This window comes from Stenotrophomonas sp. AS012628 (assembly GCF_010608305.1).
Lineage (GTDB): Bacteria > Pseudomonadota > Gammaproteobacteria > Xanthomonadales > Xanthomonadaceae > Stenotrophomonas > Stenotrophomonas geniculata.
On sequence record NZ_VMBJ01000003.1, the window covers coordinates 64491 to 82029 of the forward strand.

Sequence of the window (17539 nt, forward strand, 5' to 3'; positions counted from 1 at the left end):
CCGAGCCCATGCTCGGCTGCTTCTGGCGCGAAAAGCAGCCGAGCATGGGCCTGGCTCTACAATAGGCTCCACATCTTCCAGGAACGCCCCCATGACCGAACCTACGCTGCACGTCACCGTGAAGTTGAACGCCCGGCTGCAGCCGGAGCATCGCCACGAGCTGTTCGAAGATCCGCTCGACGCGCTGCTGCAGGCGGCCCAGGTGGGCGAGCTCACCGGCGGCGGCACCGCGATGTCGGATCTGGGTGAGGTCGAATACGGCGACATCGAAGTGGCGCTGGTCGATGCGAGTGGCGTGCCGAAGCTGATCGACCTGCTGGAGCAGTTGGGTGCACCGAAGGGCTCGAAGATCCACGGCGCGGGCGAGGCCGACCGCAGCTTCGGCGTGACCGAGGGCCTCGGCATCTATCTGGATGGCCTGAATCTGCCGGACGAAGTCTACGAACAGTGCGATTCCAACCACGTATTCGAACAACTGTCGGAGAACATCGACGGCCTGGGCGAGATCTGCAGCTGGTGGCAGGGCCCGACCGAAACCGCGCTGTACATGTATGGCGAATCGTTCGAGGCGATGCGTGATGCGATTGCCGAATTCGTGGCCAGCTATCCGCTGTGCCAGAACGCACGCGTGGTGCAGATCGCCTGAGGGTGGGCCTGATGTAGAGCCGAGCCCATGCTCGGCTGCTTCGTCCGCAGCCCAGCATGGGCTCGGCTCTACAGGAGCAGGTTATCGGCCGGCTGACTGCCGGGCGTTGTCGCGCTGGGCAAGATCCTTGCCCAGGTAATAGCCGCCGCAGAACAGCACGAAGGCGGCGCTGAGGCTCCACAGGATGATCCTGAGGGTGCTTTGTGATGTCGGCTTGCTGTCCTGCATGCGGGTTCTCCCAAGGCGGCGCGGCACCGCCTACCCAGCTTGCGCCGCAGTGATCGGGTACGCAAGCGGACGGTGCGCACACGCCGCTGCGCGGCGCCGGATTGATCCTGCTCAAGGCGCAGCCTGCACATCCGGTGTGTAATGGTGTCGTTCCCATCTGGCAGATCGCCACGGAGCCCCACCATGTACAAGCGCATCCTGATTGCCACCGACGGGTCCGAGCTGGCCGACAAGGGCCTGGCCAAGGGCCTGGAGCTGGCCAAGGACCTCAATGCCGAGGTCGATATCGTGACTGTGTCCGAGCCGTGGGCCGTCGGCATGTACGACGCCATGGGCTGGAGCGTGGGCTACATGAACAGCCCGGAGTACAAGGCTGACCGCGAGGAAGGCGCGCAGAAGGTGCTGCAGCCGGCGCTGGCCAAGGCCGCCGAGCAGGGCATTACCGCCAACCCGGTGCATGTGCTGGACCGCTACGCGGCCGACGGCATCATCGAGACGGCGGGCGAGCGCAACAGTGATTTGATCGTGATGACCTCGCATGGCCGCCGTGGCGTGACCCGCGTGCTGCTGGGCAGCCAGACCGCTGAGGTGCTGGCACGCAGCACGTTGCCGGTGCTGGTCATCCGCTGATTCAAGCGTTCCCGGGGAGGGGACCCGACGCCGGCCGCAGGATGCGCGCCGGCGTTGTTTTTTGTGGGGGCCGGGGGTGAATCCACGCATGGCGTGGATCTACTGGATCGCAGGGATCCGACCCCGGTCAGATCACCAGCTGTACAGCTTCCAGTACACCGGCGACACGCCATCCTTGTCGTTGTCGAAACGGCCGTCGCCGTTCTTGTCGTACATGTAGAACGGGGCACCGCGCGACGGGGTCACCTTGACCATGCGCAGCTGGCCGGACACGCGGTATTCCTCGATGACATCGCCGTTGTCCATGGTGCGCTTGGATACATCCGCGCCCTTGACGTCCACCGGGGGAGCGCCCGCACCACCCATGCTGGCGCAGCCAGCGAGCAGGAGCAGGGAAGCCAGCATCAGGGTCTTCATCGGCGGGGGCCTTTGCCTGGAAAGAGCCTTGATTATGCCCCATCGCCGGGCGCCTGCCGTGTCGCCGCGATGCAGGCACGGGCGCGTAGAATCGACCCATGAGCAGATTAGTCCTGATCGACGGGTCCAGTTACCTGTACCGCGCGTTCCACGCGCTGCCGCCCCTGTCCAATGCACAGGGTGAACCCACCGGCGCGCTGTTCGGCGTGGTCAACATGCTGCGCTCGACGCTGAAGGAACGCCCGGCCTACGTGGCGTTCGTGGTCGATGCGCCCGGCAAGACCTTCCGCGATGACCTCTACGACCAGTACAAGGCCAACCGCCCGCCGATGCCCGATGAGCTGCGCAGCCAGGTCGAGCCGATGTGCCGCATCGTCGAAGCGCTGGGCATCAGCATCCTGCGCATTCCCGGCGTGGAAGCCGACGATGTGATCGGCACGCTGGCCCTGCAGGGCGTGGCGCAGGACCTGAAGGTGACCATCTCCACCGGCGACAAGGACTTTGCCCAGCTGGTGCGCCCGGGCATCGAGCTGGTCAACACCATGACCGGCAGCCGCATGGATTCGGACGCGGCGGTGATGGAGAAGTTCGGCGTGCGCGCCGACCAGATCATCGACCTGCTGGCGCTGATGGGCGATACCGTCGACAACGTGCCGGGCGTAGAGAAGTGCGGGCCGAAGACCGCCGCCAAGTGGCTGGCCGAGTATCAGCACCTGGATGGGGTGATGGCGGCCGCGCCGACCATGAAGGGCAAGATCGGCGAGAACCTGCGGGCGGCGCTGGAGCGGCTGCCGCTGAACCGCGAGCTGGTGACCATCCGCACCGACGTGGAGCTGGACGCCAGCCCGACCATGCTGGCCCTGCGCGAGCAGGACGTGCCGGAGTTGACCGAGCTGTATGCGCGCTACGGCTTCACCCAGGCGCTGAAGGAGCTGGGTGCACCGCTGCCGGCGCCGACGGCCGCCAGCGAAGCAACGCCAAGCCTGCGCGGTACGGCAGCAGGCTTTGCCCGCGGCAGCGCCGAGGCACCGGCAGCGGGCACGCTGGATCCGGCGCTGGCCGCGCCAGGTGAATACGAGACCGTGCTGACCGCCGAGCAGCTGCAGGCCTGGGTCGAGCGCCTGCAGCAGGCGGACCTGATCAGCTTCGATACCGAAACCGATGCGCTGGACGCGATGCGTGCGCGCCTGGTCGGCGTCAGTCTGGCGGTCGAGCCGGGCAAGGCCGCCTACATTCCGGTCGGCCACGATTACCCGGGTGCGCCGGCCCAGCTGCCGATGCAGCAGGTGCTGGATGCGCTGCGCCCGATGCTGCAGGACCCGGCGAAGAAGAAGCTGGGCCAGCACGGCAAGTACGACCTGCACGTGCTGCGCCGTCACGGCGTGGACGTGCAGGGCTACCACGACGACACCATGCTCGAGAGCTTCGTGCTCAACTCCACCGCCACCCGCCACGACATGGATTCGCTGGCCCTGCGTTACCTGGGCTACAGCACCATCAAGTTCGAGGACGTAGCCGGCAAGGGCGCCAAGCAGATTCCGTTCTCGCAGGTGGGCATCGACGAAGCCAGCCGCTATGCGGCCGAGGACGCCGACATCACCTTGCGCCTGCACCGCGCGCTGCAGCCGCAGCTGCTGGCCGAACCGGCACTGGACAGCGTGTACCGCGACATCGAGATGCCGCTGGTGCCGGTGCTGACCAGCATCGAAGCCAACGGCGTGCGGGTCGACACCGACGAACTGCGCCGGCAGAGCCAGGACCTGTCCTCGCGCATGCTGGCGGCGCAGCAGAAGGCCACCGAACTGGCTGGGCGCAGCTTCAACCTGGATTCGCCCAAGCAGCTGCAGGCGGTGCTGTTCGACGAGCTGAAGCTGCCGGCGGTGGTGAAGACCCCGAAGGGCCAGCCCAGCACCAATGAAGAGGCACTGGAGGCGATTGCCGACCAGCACGAGCTGCCGCGCGTGATCCTGGAGTACCGCGGGCTGGCCAAGCTGCGCAGCACCTACACCGACAAGCTGCCGGAGATGGTCAACCCGGACACCGGCCGCGTGCATACCAGCTACCACCAGTCCGGCGCCGCCACCGGCCGCCTGTCCTCGTCGGACCCCAACCTGCAGAACATCCCGATCCGCACCGAAGATGGCCGCCGCATCCGCCGCGCGTTCATCGCCCCGGAGGGCTTCCAGCTGCTGGCCGCCGACTACTCGCAGATCGAGCTGCGGATCATGGCCCACCTGTCCGAGGACCCGGGCCTGGTGCGTGCCTTCGAGCAGGGCGCCGACGTGCACCGTGCCACCGCCGCCGAGGTGTTCGGGCGCACGCTGGAGGAGGTGACCCCGAACGAGCGCCGCGCTGCCAAGGCGATCAACTTCGGCTTGATGTACGGCATGAGCGCCTTCGGCCTGGCCCGCAACCTGGGCATCGACCGCGGCCAGGCGCAGGACTACGTGGCGCTGTACTTCAGCCGCTACCCGGGCGTGCGTGACTTCATGGAGCGGATGCGCCAGCAGGCCCGCGACCAGGGCTATGTGGAGACCCTGTTCGGCCGCCGCCTGTACCTGAACGACATTCATGCACGTAACCAGGGCCTGCGCGCCGGTGCCGAGCGTGCTGCGATCAACGCGCCGATGCAGGGCACCGCCGCCGACATCATCAAGCGCGCGATGGTGGACGTGGACCAGTGGCTGCGCGACAGCGGCGCACCGGCACGGATGATCCTGCAGGTGCATGATGAACTGGTGTTCGAAACCGAAAGCAGTTTCGTTGAAGACTTGCGTTTGCAGGTGGTGGAGCGCATGTCGCAAGCGGCCAAACTGCGCGTGCCGCTGGTGGTCGATACCGGCATCGGCAACAACTGGGACGAAGCACACTGAGGGTGTTTCAGGCCGAAAACGACGTGAATTCGTTCATTCGTCAGAGGTTTCTGACTCGATCATGAATGTTGCCCTGATCGAGGTTCATTAAATTGGGCCCCTTCACGAACCGTTAGTGTTCGGAGTGCTTCTATAACTCTCGACAGGCGCAACGCCTGTTGTGGATCTCTCCCATCCCCTGGAGCAGATCTCGGAACGGGGACTCCTCCCCAAGTGCCCGTTCCCCGGCCCCGTTGACCTCCCCCTGGTCAGCGGGGCTTTTTATTTGTGCCGTTGCCAGACGCCATGGCCTGCGCCACGCTGGGCCACCGCTCCGCAGGGGAAGACCATGCCCGACCTGTTCGCACTGGCAATGCCGTGGTGGGAGTTCATCCTGCGCGCGGTGGTGGTCTATGTCGTGGTGCTGGGCATGGTCCGGCTTGGCGGCAAGCGGGCTCTAGGGCAGATCACGCCGTTCGACGTGCTGTTGATCGTGCTGCTGGGCAATGCGGTGCAGAACGCGCTGCTGGGCACCGATACCTCGCTGGGCGGTGGCCTGCTGCTGGCCGCAACCCTGATCCTGCTCAACTATGGGGTAGGCTGGGTGAGTACCCGCAGCCGGCGGATCGAGCGCCTGGTTGAAGGAGAACCCGTGGTGATCGCGCGTGATGGGCGCCTGTTCGACGCCGTTCTGCGTCGCGAGCAGGTCACGCGTGCCGATTTCGAGGCCGCCATGCGCCAGCAGGGCGGCCTGGGCGTGAAGGATGTCGAGCTGGCCCTGCTGGAGATCAACGGGCACATCACCATCATTCCGAGGAAGAGCACCTGACCTTGTAGAGCCGAGCCTCAGGGCGCGGCTTCGGCCTTCAGTGCCGGCCAGTTGCGGGTGGCGTCCACATCACAGGCCACGTGCGTGCCTTTGCCATCCTTCGCGCAGATCGCAGCCATGGCTTGCGGGATCTTCGGGTCTGCGGTGTGCGAATACACCGCTGCCAATGCCAGGCACCCTTCGCGCACACCCGCGCCGCACAGCGTCTCGAAGTAGGGCAGCGACGCGGCCCATTTTTCGGACTCGAACAGCGCTTCGCCGGCCACCTTGCAGCCGAGCAGCTTGCCATCGGTGCAGCAGGCCTTTGCGCCGTCCTTGCGGGCCAGGGGCGGGCAATCCAGCGGCAGCGGGATCTCCACGAAGGCCACCGGCGGCGTGCAGGTGGCATTGCCTGTGGCGGGCTTGCGCTCGTAATAGGCGAAGCGGTTGCCGCCGTCGACGCTGGCCAGGTTTCCGTTCTTCAGCGGCTGCAGTACGAAGTCGCTGCCGACATCGCGACGGATGAAAATGCGGCCGTCATGCAGGCGCGCGCGCATGCGCTGGTCGCGACCCTCGGCCTCAACCAGGCCGCCATCGAGGAAGCGCAGCTGCGAGAGCACGCCGTATTCGGCTTCAAAGCTGCCACAGGGCAGTGCGGTGGCCGGCACCGGGGCCAGTGCAGCGGCCGGTGCGGTGGCCAGGCTGGCAAGTGCCTTGGCGCGGCCGCAGGCCACGCCGTCCGCGCGCTGCGCGCACGACAGCTGCAGTGCTTCGTGGGCCTGTGAAAGGCGTCCACCACTCCACAGCACCTCGGCAACGTCGGCGCAGAAGGTCTCGCCGTGCTGCTGCCGGCACAATGCGGCCAGCTCATCGAGCTGCGCCGACGGCAACGCAGGGTCGACCGCATGCTGCAGCCCGAGCAGGGACTTGCCGATCATCTCCAGCCCGATCACCTCGGCGATCGCCCGGCAGCCCTCGGCGTTGAAGGATGCGGAATCCTCCTTGCAGATCTCCGGTTTCGGCGGCTCGGCTCGTGCAGGCGCGGGGGCTGCGTCCTTGGCCCGCTGCTGGTAGGTCTCCAGCAACCGCATGCAGGCTGCGCCCACGCCCTCGGCACACCAGGCGTGCAGTTTCACGGGTGCGGCCTCCGGCAGCGCCTCCAGGCACTCGGAGGTGTTCATCACGCAACCGTCTTCGATGGGCTCCGGCATCGTCTTGCAGGCGGCGGCGTGCTCACGGGTGAACTCGCGATAGGGCGTGCTGATCGTGCGGTCGTTGTCCGAGAAGTACCAATTTTCCAGCTGGCCCGTGGACAGGTTGCCGGTACCCAGCACGTCCTCCTGGCGGGCGATGCGCAGCTCCTCTGTCGCCTGGTAGGGGCCGGACAGGAAGCCGTGGCCTTCGCTCTCGAGGGTCAGCGTGGTGTTGCCGCTGCTGTCCCTGTAGGTGCCGCAGGCCATCGACTGCGCGGCGGCCGGCAGGCTGGCCGAGGCCAATGCAAGCAACAGCAGGGAGCGCCAGCCCGCAGCGCGGGGGCGAAGGGAAACAGCAGCAGGCATGGGGTCATCCTTGAAAGAAGTGGGGCAGGGCCTGTCCGGTGCGGGGCGCACCGCAGGCGGGGAAGGCGCCACGCGTCAGGCGTGGCGCCGGAAGATCAGAGCCAGTCGCGCGGCACCAGGTAGTCGGCCAGGCGCGCCTCGGCGCTGCCGGCCTCCGGGCTGAAGCCGTATTCCCAGCGCACCCGCGGCGGCAGGCTCATCAGGATGCTCTCGCTGCGGCCACCGCTCTGCAGACCGAACAGCGTGCCGCGGTCATAGACCAGGTTGAATTCCACATAGCGGCCGCGACGGTACAGCTGGAACTCGCGCTCGCGTTCGCCATGCGCGGTGTCCTTGCGCTGCTGCACGATCGGCAGGTAGGCCTGAAGGAAGCCATCGCCGACCGCACGCAGGTAATCGAAATCGCGCTCGAAGTCGCCGTGCAGGTCGTCGAAGAACAGGCCGCCAACGCCACGCGTTTCATTGCGGTGGCGCAGGAAGAAATACTCGTCGCACCAGCGCTTGTGCGCGGCATAGCGTTCCTCGCCGAACGGCGCACACAGGTCGCGTGCGACCCGGTGCCAGTGCTGCACGTCTTCGTCGAACGGATAGAACGGCGTCAGGTCGAAGCCGCCACCGAACCAGCTGGCCACCACTTCACCGTCGCGTTGCGCCTGGAAGAAGCGCACATTCGCGTGGGTGGTCGGCACGTAGGGGTTGAGCGGGTGGAACACCAGCGACACGCCGGTGGCGCGCCAGGAGGCGCCGGCCAGTTCCGGGCGGTTGGCCGAGGCCGATGGCGGCAGGCGGCTGCCGGCCACGTCGGAGAAGCCGATGCCGGCCTGCTCGAACACCGCACCGTCACGCAGCACGCGGGTGCGCCCGCCACCGCCCTCGGCCCGCTGCCACAGGTCTTCCTGGAAGCGGGCCTGGCCATCGACGGCCTCGATCGCCGCACAGATGCGGTCCTGCAGGTCGGTGAGGTAGGCGCGCACGCGCTCGAATTCGTTCATGGCGCGTACTTTACCGCAGGGCCCGGCCGAAGCTGCGGGCAGGCCCTGGCCGGCTCAGCGCTTGCGGTTGGAATTGCGCGGTACCGGAGTGTCGTCCACCGCCGCCTCATCAACCGCCTTCTGCAGGGCACCGCCCAGCGTGATCAGCTCCCAGTTCTGGGTTTCGAGCACGTCGCAGGCCACATGCAGGCCGCTGCGGTCGGCCTTGCACAGCTGTTCCAGGATTCGACGCGCGTCCACCTCCGCACCGTTGCCTTGTGCGGTGACCAGATTCTCGCAACCCTCGCGGACACCGGCACGGCAGACCGTGGTGTAGTGCTCGACGGCCTGCAGCCAGTGCCCGGACAGCGCAAGACGGTTGCCGAGAATGTTGCAGCCCTGCAGCTTGCCCTGCGCGCAGCAGGCGTCGGCACCGTCCTCGTTGGTCAGTGCCAGCGGGCAATCCTGTGGCAGTGGCAGCACCCTGAACTGCTTCGGCGCACTGCACCGGGTCGGGCCCTCCCCGGTGGGGACGAACACCTGGAAGCGGGTCCAGTTATCCAGGCCCAGCAGCTGCCCGCCGGGCAGCGGGCGCAGCACGAAGTCGCCGTCCCGGTCGTGGTGGATGCGGATGTCGCCCGCTTCGACGCGCGCGCGAAGATGGCTGCTCCAGCCCACACCGACCAGGCCGGCATCGCCGAAATCCAGCGTGTCCATCAGGCCGCCGTCGGACCGGTAACTGCCGCAGGGCAGGACCGTTGCCGGCTGCGGCTGCAACGATGCACCCACCGCCTGCAACGCCGGCAGGCGCTCGCAGGTGGCGGTATCGTTGCCGGGTGTGCAGGCCGCAGCCAGGGCCTGCACCGCCTGCAAGTGGTCTCCTGCCTCCCAGGAAAGTTCAGCCACGCGGGTGCAGAAGCCGCCATGGGATACCTCGCGGCACAGCCGCAACAACTGTTGCCGCCGCTCGGCCGGAATGATCACCGGCACGGTCGGCGCCGTCATCGTCACCATGGCTTCGGTCATGGCTGCCGTCATCGCCGCCTTGACCAGCTGCTCCTGCACTGCGGGGTCGGCCTCGAGTGCGGCGGCACACGCCGCGGTTCCCTGTTCGAAGCCACCGTCGTCACAGGCGGCGGGGAGCTTGATGCCGGACAGGGCGGCGTCGAGCGCTGCCTTTGCCAGGGCAGGATCGGCCGCGACCGTGGGTTTGGCCTCCTCGTGCCAACGATCAGCCAGTTGCAGGCACATGCCGGGCACGCCTTCCCGGCACCCTGATTCCAGCGCGGTCGGGGTGGCTTCGCGACGGTTGTCCAGGCACGCCGCCGCATCGGCCAGGCAGCTGCCTTCAGCCGGCGCGGCGGCTGCGGCGCACTGTGCAGGGGCCTGCAGGATGTAGACCGTGCCATCCACCTCGACCGTCCGGCCACGATCGCGCACCTGCAGCGCGCTGGGCAGGCCGTACTCCAGGTTCACCAGTTGCAGCTTTCCGTCGATCTGCTGGAACGCGACCGGAGAGGGCGCACTGCCGAAGTGTTTCTGCTCGCCGCGGTTTGGCGAGCTGATGCGCAGCGTACCGCTGCCTTCGTCGGCCTTGAACATGCCGCATTGCGGTGACTGTGCGGCGGCCATCGGCGCGGCCAGCAGCAGTGCCCAGGCCAGCCAGCGGCGGCGCGGTGCGGGTGAATGCATGTCGTCTCCTTGACGATCGAACGGAAAACTCCAAGCGCTACGGCGAACCACGGCCCTCGCGCGGGGGCGTGCATTGTGCCGTGCCGGGCACCGGCTGGTAACGCTGATATCCCGTCTGCGCATCCATACCAAGCAGGTCGCCATTGCCGAGCTGACGCAGCACAAGGTTTTCGCCGTTCTGCCGCAGGTGGATCGCGCCGTCATGCAGACGGCCACGCGCGCCATCGCCGAAGTCGAGCCTGTCGATCACGCCACCGTCGGCCTGATAGCGGCCGCACGGCACCTGCTGGGCCGGGACGAGGCGCAGGTCCGCGCCGAGATCGCGCAGCGGTGCGATGCGTTCGCAGGCACTGATGCGGCCTGCATCGCAGACCACCTGCAGGGCCTGCACCGCCAACGCGGGTTCCAGCGCGATCAACTGCTGTTCGGCCACTTCGACGCAGAAGCGACCACTGCGGTGCTGCAGGCACAGCTGCTGCAGACGATCGCGTGCAGCGGCCGGAAGCGGTGAATCCAGTGCGTCTTCGTCTTCCTGTTGCAGGCGTTCACCCACCCGCTGCATCGCGGTGGCCAGCGCATCACCGGTCAGCGCCTCGCAGGCCTGCGGGTCATGCTCGGGCGTGTGTTCGCGGCAGGCGGACGGGCGCTCGAAGAGGGCGGCGCCGGTGTCACCAGCGGCTGCGGCATTGCCATCGCGCAGTTGTCGCAACAGCGCCGAGCAGCCTGCGCCAACGCCTTCGCTGCACGCGCGCTGGGCCTGGCCGGGAGAGGCCGTGGGCAGCTGCGCAATGCAGTGGCTGCCGGCGGCGCGACAGCTGCCGTCCATCGTGCTGGGCTCGACGGTGCAGGCACGGGACTGGCGCAGCGTGTAGGTCACCACCCCGTCGTCCTCGATGCGCTGGCCATCGGCACTGATCCGGATCGGCTCCGCCACGCCATCGTCGAGCATGACCAGGCGCGTCTGCGCCGCACTGCGATCAATCCACAGCGGCTGAGGCTCGCTGCCGTCAGCGTGGTGGTAGCCGCTGCTGGGGGTGGTGAACACCAGCGCCATGCCGCCATCGGCGCTGCGGTATTCGCCACACTGCAACGCGTCGGCGCCGGCTGGCAGCGCGGCGAACAGCAGCAGTGCAGGGAGAAGAGCCAGCAAGCGCATGCGACGGTCCTTGTCGTGCGGGAAAGGGGGACTCAGTGGAAACGCGCGCGGATGTCCGGCCGCAGCAGGCGCCAGGCCAGCCAGCCCTGCAGGCCGAGGAACACAAATGACATGGCCACCACGGTCAGCGTGATCAACCAGCGTTTCAGATGGAGTTCCTGCTGCAGGAGGGCGTCGTCGGAGAGAAACGGGATGACGTCACGCATGAACACGTCCAACCAGCCGGCGATCGCAAAGTTGGTCAATGCGCTCAGCAGCAGGATCACCACAAAGCTCCACAGGCCCCAGCTGCGCTCGCGCAGCAGGCCCCAGCTGGCCAGGGCCGAGGCCAGGCACAGCAGCGCGACGATCAACGACGCGGCCACCGGATGCGCCAAAAGCCAGATCAGGCTGTGCAGGTGCTGGTCTTGCACTTCCCTCTCAACCAGATGCCAGATCGGAAGGTTGTGCAGCGGCCACAGCAGCAGTCCCTGCATCACGAAGTAGACCGTGAGCAGCAGTGACAGCCAGAACGAGGCCTGTGCGATCGGGCGCACCCAGGCGTGATATGCCGGCTGGACCAGCGAAGGAATCGGCGGGATCGACATTGACATCCGGTGTCCTTGCAATCGGTGCCCGCGCGGTCAGCGGGCCGTCACCCGGGTGGCGACCGCCGGCAGGATATGGTGTTCGCTCAAGGGTGCCAAGGGCAGGCCATGCGGCGGTTGCAGCGGCACCCAGGCCAGTTCGGCGATCTCGGCGCGCGCCTGCGGCGTGCCGTGCACCTGCACCCACCAGGCCTGTGCCTGTACGCGCTGGCCAGGCTCATTCACCGCCCAGTCCTCGAACGTGCCCAGCGCAGCCGCTGAAGCCGTACGCAACTGCACGCCCAGCTCCTCGTCCAGCTCGCGGGCCAGCGCCTGCAGAGGCGCCTCGCCGGGTTCGGGCTTGCCGCCCGGCTGGATGAAGCGGCTGGCGCCCTGCTTGCGCACCACCAGCGCCTGGCCGCGGTCATCCAGGATGACCGCGGCCACGATGTGGATCGTGGCCGCGGCGTTGCTCACTTCAGGTTCTGCTCGAACAGCTTGAGGATGCGCTTGTACTGGTCCAGCCAGGAATCGGCACGGGTGTAGCCGTGGCGTTCCAGCGGGTACGGTGCGATCGACCAGTTGTCCTTGTGCAGTTCGATCAGGCGCTGGGTCAGGTTCACCGAGTCCTGGAAGAACACGTTGTCATCCATCATGCCGTGGGCGATCAGCAGGTTGTCCTGCAGGTTCTGCGCGTACTCGATCGGCGAGGACACGCGGTACGCCTCCGGATCGATGTCCGGGGTGTTGAGGATGTTGCTGGTGTAGCCGTGGTTGTACTGGTGCCAGTCCACCACCGGGCGCAGCGCGGCGCCGGCCTTGAAGGTGCCCGGCGAGCGGAACAGCGCCATGAAGGTCATGAAGCCGCCATAGGAACCACCGTAGATGCCGGCGTGGTCGCGGTCACCCTGCTGGGTGTCGACCAGCCAGTCCAGGCCGTCCTTGTAGTCTTCCAGTTCCGGGTGGCCCATGTTGCGGTAGATCGCCGTGCGCCAGTCGCGGCCGTAGCCCTCGCTGCCGCGGTAATCCATGTCCAGCACGATGTAGCCCTTCTGCACCAGCAGGTTGTGGAACATCTGCTCGCGGAAGTAGGCCGGGTAGCGCTGGTGCACGTTCTGCAGGTAGCCGGCGCCGTGCACGAACATCACGATCGGGTACTTCTTCCCCGGTTCCTTGTTTTCCGGTTCGTAGTACTTGGCCCAGACCACGCCGGCACCGTGCTTGGACGGCACTGCCACCAGCTTCGGCTGGATCCACTGGCGCGCCTTGTAGTCGGCGGTGCGGGTGTCGGTCAGCACGCGTGTCTGGCCACCGGCACTGGGCAGCACGGCCAGCTGCGGCGGCAGGTAGGCGCCGGAGTAGCGCACCAGCAGCTGCTGGCCGTCCGGCGACAGCGAGAAGTCTTCCACGCCGTTGAGGCTGGTCAGCTCGCGCACCTGGCGGCTGCCGGTGTCGACCGCGCAGACTTCGTAGTCATGTGGCGCCTGCTGGTTGCACAGGAAGTAGAAGCCCTTGCCATCGGCCGACGGCACCGGCGCCGAGGTTTCCCACTTGCCGCTGGTCAGCGCCTGCGGCTTTGCGGTACCGGCCTGGGTGTACAGGTGCGAGAAGCCCGATTCCTCCGACAGCAGCCACAGCGTGCGGCCATCGGCCATCCAGCCGAAATCGTTGAAGCCCCAGTTGATCCAGGCGTTGTCGGTCAGGCGGTGGCGGTTCTGCACGCGGCCGTCGGCAGCGTTGACGCTGATGATCCAGCGGTCCTTGTTGTCGTTGGCACGCAGCATCACCGCAGCTTGCTGGCCGTCGGCGCTCCAGCGGATGCCACCGCCCATGAAGTCGCTCATCACCTGCAGGCTGCGCTCGCCCTTCAGCGCGTCCTTGCCGGCCTTGCGGCGCAACTCGGCCAGCGGATCGGTGCCGATGCCCGGCAGGCCAGCCAGCGAAACCTTCTCGGCCTTGCCGGTGCGCACGTCCACGTACCACAGGGTATGCGGTTCGAAGCCGTTGCGGCCGACGCGGGTGCGGGTGTCTTCGGTTTCCTCGTAGCCCGATTCGGTCACGTACAGCGGCATCTTGCCGCCACGGCCGTCATCGAAGTCCTTCGGCTTGGTCACCACGATCAGGTGGGTCAGGTCCGGCGACAGCACGCTGTCGGCGATCTCCACGTCGGCGCCCAGGTACACCGGGCCCGGCGCGCGGGTCGGGTCGGCCTGGCGCCAGCGCTGGTCCTGGTCCTTCAGTGCTTCGCGCTGGTCACGGTCGCGGCGCAGGGTTTCCAGCGTGCGCAGCTGCTGGTCGCGCAGCACGTCGGCCTTCGGTGCCGTGCGCGGATCCTTCTCGGCCTTCAGGCTGGCCACCTGCTGCACGCCGCTGGCGGCGGTCCAGTGGAACCAGTTCTGGCCGACGCGCCAGATCACGCCGTTGTCGGCGGCGAAGTTCACGTTGCCCGCGCGCTCGTTACTGCGGGTCAGCTGGGTCAGCGCGCCGCTGCGCAGGTCGCGCACGAACACGTCGCCATTGCGCACGAAGGCGCTGCGGCTGCGGCTGCGGTCGTAGACCGGCTCGGCCACGTCCAGGGTGCCGCGCTGGTCATCGGCGACCTGCGCGGCCACGCCACCGGCCAGCGGCTGGCGGAAGGTATCGCGCACCGGGCTGCCGCTACGCTTGAGCTGGTATTCCACCTGCTGGCTGTTCCACGACCACCAGGCCTTCTCGACCGGCGGACCGATCCAGTCCGGGTCGGCCATGGCCTGTTCGATGGTGATCGGCGTCGGCGCGGCATGCGCAGCCGGTGCGGCCAGCACGGCCGACAGCAGGAGGGACAGGGGCAGCACTCGGGACATGGGCGGACGGCACCAGAAGAGGAAACCGGCCAAGGGTACCAGCCGCCCCGGCCCGGGGCAGGGGCCACAGGTCATGGCAGCGGGATTGGCAAAGTGGTGCAACCGGTTGCCGTGGTCGCGCATCCATTCTCCTGAACCCGCATCATCCACCGAACAGGAGTCCGACCATGCAGGAACTGATCCCGATCACCCTCTTCATCTGCATCGCCTACGCGATCCATGCCATTGCCGATGCCCGCGCCCGCAGCAAGCTGGTGGCTCCGCACGTGCCGGAGGAAGTGATCCGCTCGCTGGCGGTACTGGAAGAAGAACGCCGCCGCCAGGGCGCGCTGCGCTGGGGCATCAGCCTGGTCAGCCTGGCCGTGGCAATGGGCCTGCTGGAGGCGATCGGTGCACGCGAACTGACCTTCGGCGCCGCCGCCGCGATGGTCGGCAGTGCCGGCCTCGGCCAGCTGCTGGCCTGGCACTTCACCCGTCCTGCCGCACGCAAGGGCTGAGCCGGCCCATGCCATGGGCACAGGGGGCGCTCCATAGATGAGCCTGCTCGGCGAAGCATTGTCGGCACTGCGGGGCCATCGCCGCCACGATACGGCGGCGACGGCGGCACCCATCGAACCGCTGGATGCGGACCAAGCCTTGGTGCGGGCCATCATCGACGGCTCGCAGGCGGCCTTCGCGAAGCTGGTGGAGACCCACCAGCGCACCTGCGCGCATGTGATCGGGCGCATGGTGGGCGACCGTGATCAGATGGCCGACCTGCTGCAGGAAACCTTCCTGGCCGTGTTCCGCCAGCTGCACCGGTTCCGCTTTGAATCCTCGCTGCGTACCTGGGTTTCACGGGTGGCTTACACCACGGCGTTGCAGCACCTGCGCCGGCGACGGCTGGAGGCGCAATGGATGGTGGCGGTGGAAGTACCCGAGGAACTGGGTATTGGCGATGAAGGGCCGGGGCCGGCTGAACTGAGCGAGGCGCTGCAGGCTGGTCGCCATCTTGGCGCGGCACTGGAACGGCTGAGTGCACCGCAGCGGCTGATCGTCGGCCTGCATTACCTGGAGGATTTCGATCTGGCCGAGATCGAACAGGTGACCGGGCTGGCACGCGGTACCATCAAGAGCCACCTGTACCGCGCGCGCCAGGTCCTGAAGCAGGAACTGACGCGGCATGCCACCGCTGGAGAACTGCTGTGAACCCACCGACCGACCCTCGCGATGCGGAAGAGCGCGCGCTGGCGCAGGCGTTGCGTGAGCAGGCGCAGCAGGAACAGACACCGGATGTGAGCGAGGCGCTGCAGAAGCGCATCGCCGCTGAGTCGCGCGACAGTGGCGTGGGGTATGTGGTGGTGCAGGTGGTGTTGCTGGGGGCGTTGGTGGCAGGGGCTGTCTGGTACTTCTGGCGCTGACAGGACGTGGTGATGCGTTAGACGCATTCTGCGTGGTCTGCAGGACCAATGACCTGGAATGAGGACTCGTGAAACTCGCGAGCTTCATCAAGATGTGGTGATTAGCGCCATGACGAGTCGTGATCGCGCCGCCAATCGTAGGCTGATGTTGCCGACAATGATTCTGAGCTCTCAACCATCTTGAGGATAGTTGCAGAGTTCCATTCCGCTATTGAGGTTCATGTGCGTCCTGGGGAACTCTCGGTCGTCGGCAATCGCTGACGCAGGTCATAGCTGGGGAGGCTTGGACCTGTTCGCGTTCCATCAACTTCAACGGAGATGAGTCATGTCGAAGATCGACAAGTCTGTGCTGCCCGTGCATTCAGCCCGTATCTGGCCACCCTTGGCGATCCAGTGAGAAGCAGGGATCTGCTCCTGCGTGGGATGCCGATCGCGTCTGTCTAGGCACAGGGTCAACTCCATGGAGGGTGTGTGATCTTCTATTACGTTTCTCTGTCGCTTAAGCGCTTTCGGCAGCGCCTCCGGATGCACATTGCCGTCGCTCTCATGCTCGGTGCGGGAGTGGGAACCGCCATGGTGATGCTGTCCATTGTGCTGCAGGCATCCTCCGATCCGGTCCCGGGACGCAGCGGGTCGCTCTTCCGTCCACACCTGGACGTGCGCCCGGGAGCACAGCACGCGGCGGCACCTGATCCTGGGCAGGGGTTGACCTGGCCTGATGCCAAAGCCCTGCTGGACCAAGGGTATGCCTGGAATCAGGCGGCCATGGCCGGTGGTGCCGTGACCCTGCTGAAACCCGGGCAATCAAGCGCCCGGCTGCGTGCCAGATACGCAACGTCAGGAGTGTTCGGCGTGCTCGGGATCACTCTGGTGCAAGGGCGATCGTGGACGGCGGAGGAAGGGCAGGCCGGAAGTCGGATCGCTGTGCTGTCACGGGCACTCGCAGCGGTCGAGTGCCCGGCCGGATGCATCGGTCATCCGCTGGAGCTGAGCGGGCGCACATACACGGTTGTCGGCGTGGCGGAGGACTGGCATCCGGTGCCGATGTTCCAGGGAGACGTGACCCGTCGTCCTTTCGCGGAACCCGATCAGATCTATCTACCGGTTGAAACTGCCATTGCGGACGGATTGACCGTGGTCGACGGCGTGGCGGTCTGGGGCGGTGGGGAGGGAGTGGACCTTGCTGGCCCGCAGGCGTCCTGGCTGCAACTGTGGACATGGTTACCGACAGTGGATGACGTGTCTGGATACCGCGCGATGCTGAACGCGTACGCGCAAGCCCGGGATCTGCAGGTTGACCCGGACAGCGATCAGGTCGGGCTCTGGCCGCTGATGGCGTGGCTGGACCGACAGGGGCTGGTCCCTGAACGCACCCGGACACAGCTTCATCTGGCACTGCTTCTGCTGGTGGTCTGCATCGTCAATGCAGCCGCGCTGCTGGGATTCAGCCTGGGCGCGCGCCGTCGCGAGCTTGCGATACGTCGCGCGCTGGGTGCCCGGCGGAGGGATGTTTTTGCCCAGCTCATGTGGGAATGCGCATCGTCGGGATTGGCCAGTGCTGCGTTGGCGGCCATTGCGTATGCGGTGGGCATGCGGCTGGTGGCGACAGGGGAGGTGCTTCCGTCGGCCATCACTACGCTGGACCCCGCGTCCGTACTGATGGCAGCCGGGGTTGGGTTCGCGACAGCGCTGTTGTGCGCGTTCATCCCCGCGCTGGAAGTCTGCCGGAGCGGATCGCTGTCGCGGTTGTTTGCAAAGGGAGCGGCGTGAA

General features: G+C 67.0%; 17 protein-coding genes. 8 read left to right on the forward strand and 9 right to left on the reverse strand.

The window, feature by feature from the left end; genetic code table 11:
• Window positions 1–91: 91 nt before the first annotated feature.
• A complete protein-coding gene (locus G5A07_RS02625) occupies window positions 92–646 on the forward strand; it encodes a hypothetical protein (RefSeq protein ID WP_010482356.1) in 555 nt (184 codons plus the stop codon).
• An 81-nt stretch (window positions 647–727) separates the two neighbouring features.
• Here the strand turns inward: G5A07_RS02625 and G5A07_RS02630 are convergent, their stop codons facing one another.
• Window positions 728–874, reverse strand: coding sequence for a hypothetical protein (locus G5A07_RS02630; protein ID WP_021203516.1), 147 nt, complete (start codon window positions 872–874; stop codon window positions 728–730).
• A gap of 183 nt (window positions 875–1057) precedes the next feature.
• Here G5A07_RS02630 and G5A07_RS02635 point away from each other — a divergent pair, with 183 nt between their 5' ends.
• Window positions 1058–1504, forward strand: coding sequence for a universal stress protein (locus G5A07_RS02635; RefSeq protein ID WP_005411629.1), 447 nt, complete (start codon window positions 1058–1060; stop codon window positions 1502–1504).
• Between the two features lie 132 nt (window positions 1505–1636).
• On the opposite strand, the gene G5A07_RS02640 is transcribed toward G5A07_RS02635, so the two are convergent.
• Window positions 1637–1921 (reverse strand): DUF2782 domain-containing protein, encoded by a 285-nt coding sequence (locus G5A07_RS02640; protein WP_005411628.1) that lies wholly within the window; start codon window positions 1919–1921, stop codon window positions 1637–1639.
• A gap of 98 nt (window positions 1922–2019) precedes the next feature.
• Between G5A07_RS02640 and polA the strand changes: the two genes are divergently transcribed.
• Both polA and G5A07_RS02650 read left to right on the forward strand, forming a co-directional pair.
• Window positions 2020–4794: a DNA polymerase I gene (gene polA / locus G5A07_RS02645; protein WP_057503004.1), complete on the forward strand. Its 2775-nt coding sequence runs from the start codon at window positions 2020–2022 to the stop codon at window positions 4792–4794.
• 328 nt (window positions 4795–5122) lie between these two features.
• Entirely contained in the window at window positions 5123–5602 is a 480-nt protein-coding gene (locus tag G5A07_RS02650) for a YetF domain-containing protein (protein WP_010482347.1), read from the forward strand.
• A gap of 17 nt (window positions 5603–5619) precedes the next feature.
• On the opposite strand, the gene G5A07_RS02655 is transcribed toward G5A07_RS02650, so the two are convergent.
• The 7 genes from G5A07_RS02655 to G5A07_RS02685 all read right to left on the reverse strand — a co-directional run bounded on the left by G5A07_RS02655 (window position 5620) and on the right by G5A07_RS02685 (window position 14368).
• The gene (locus G5A07_RS02655; protein ID WP_191862629.1) at window positions 5620–7140 is read right to left on the reverse strand and encodes a hypothetical protein; all 1521 of its coding nucleotides are present in this window, start codon (window positions 7138–7140) and stop codon (window positions 5620–5622) included.
• Between the two features lie 95 nt (window positions 7141–7235).
• On the reverse strand, window positions 7236–8132 hold the full coding sequence (gene hemF / locus G5A07_RS02660; protein ID WP_010482345.1) for an oxygen-dependent coproporphyrinogen oxidase: 897 nt from the start codon (window positions 8130–8132) through the stop codon (window positions 7236–7238).
• Between the two features lie 54 nt (window positions 8133–8186).
• Window positions 8187–9803 carry a hypothetical protein gene (locus G5A07_RS02665; RefSeq protein WP_191862631.1) on the reverse strand — a complete coding sequence of 539 codons (1617 nt, stop codon included), beginning with the start codon at window positions 9801–9803 and terminating at the stop codon, window positions 8187–8189.
• 37 nt (window positions 9804–9840) lie between these two features.
• Complete coding sequence (locus tag G5A07_RS02670; RefSeq protein WP_049480322.1) at window positions 9841–10959, reverse strand: hypothetical protein; 1119 nt, start codon at window positions 10957–10959, stop codon at window positions 9841–9843.
• Between the two features lie 32 nt (window positions 10960–10991).
• Window positions 10992–11552, reverse strand: a complete 561-nt coding sequence (locus tag G5A07_RS02675) for a hypothetical protein (protein ID WP_191862633.1) — start codon at window positions 11550–11552, stop codon at window positions 10992–10994.
• Window positions 11553–11582: 30 nt separating this feature from the next.
• Window positions 11583–12002, reverse strand: a complete 420-nt coding sequence (locus tag G5A07_RS02680) for an NUDIX domain-containing protein (protein WP_019337913.1) — start codon at window positions 12000–12002, stop codon at window positions 11583–11585.
• Window positions 11999–14368 carry a S9 family peptidase gene (locus G5A07_RS02685; RefSeq protein WP_053443729.1) on the reverse strand — a complete coding sequence of 790 codons (2370 nt, stop codon included), beginning with the start codon at window positions 14366–14368 and terminating at the stop codon, window positions 11999–12001. Before G5A07_RS02685 ends, G5A07_RS02680 begins: the two co-directional genes overlap by 4 nt.
• Window positions 14369–14535: 167 nt before the next feature.
• Between G5A07_RS02685 and G5A07_RS02690 the strand changes: the two genes are divergently transcribed.
• From G5A07_RS02690 to G5A07_RS02705, 4 genes are all read left to right on the forward strand, one after another.
• On the forward strand, window positions 14536–14865 hold the full coding sequence (locus G5A07_RS02690; RefSeq protein ID WP_010482336.1) for a hypothetical protein: 330 nt from the start codon (window positions 14536–14538) through the stop codon (window positions 14863–14865).
• Window positions 14866–14902: 37 nt separating this feature from the next.
• The gene (locus G5A07_RS02695; protein WP_191862635.1) at window positions 14903–15556 is read left to right on the forward strand and encodes a sigma-70 family RNA polymerase sigma factor; all 654 of its coding nucleotides are present in this window, start codon (window positions 14903–14905) and stop codon (window positions 15554–15556) included.
• A complete protein-coding gene (locus G5A07_RS02700) occupies window positions 15553–15768 on the forward strand; it encodes a hypothetical protein (RefSeq protein WP_049413155.1) in 216 nt (71 codons plus the stop codon). Before G5A07_RS02695 ends, G5A07_RS02700 begins: the two co-directional genes overlap by 4 nt.
• Window positions 15769–16239: 471 nt before the next feature.
• A complete protein-coding gene (locus G5A07_RS02705) occupies window positions 16240–17538 on the forward strand; it encodes an FtsX-like permease family protein (protein ID WP_191862637.1) in 1299 nt (432 codons plus the stop codon).
• The last annotated feature ends 1 nt before the right edge of the window (window position 17539 follow it).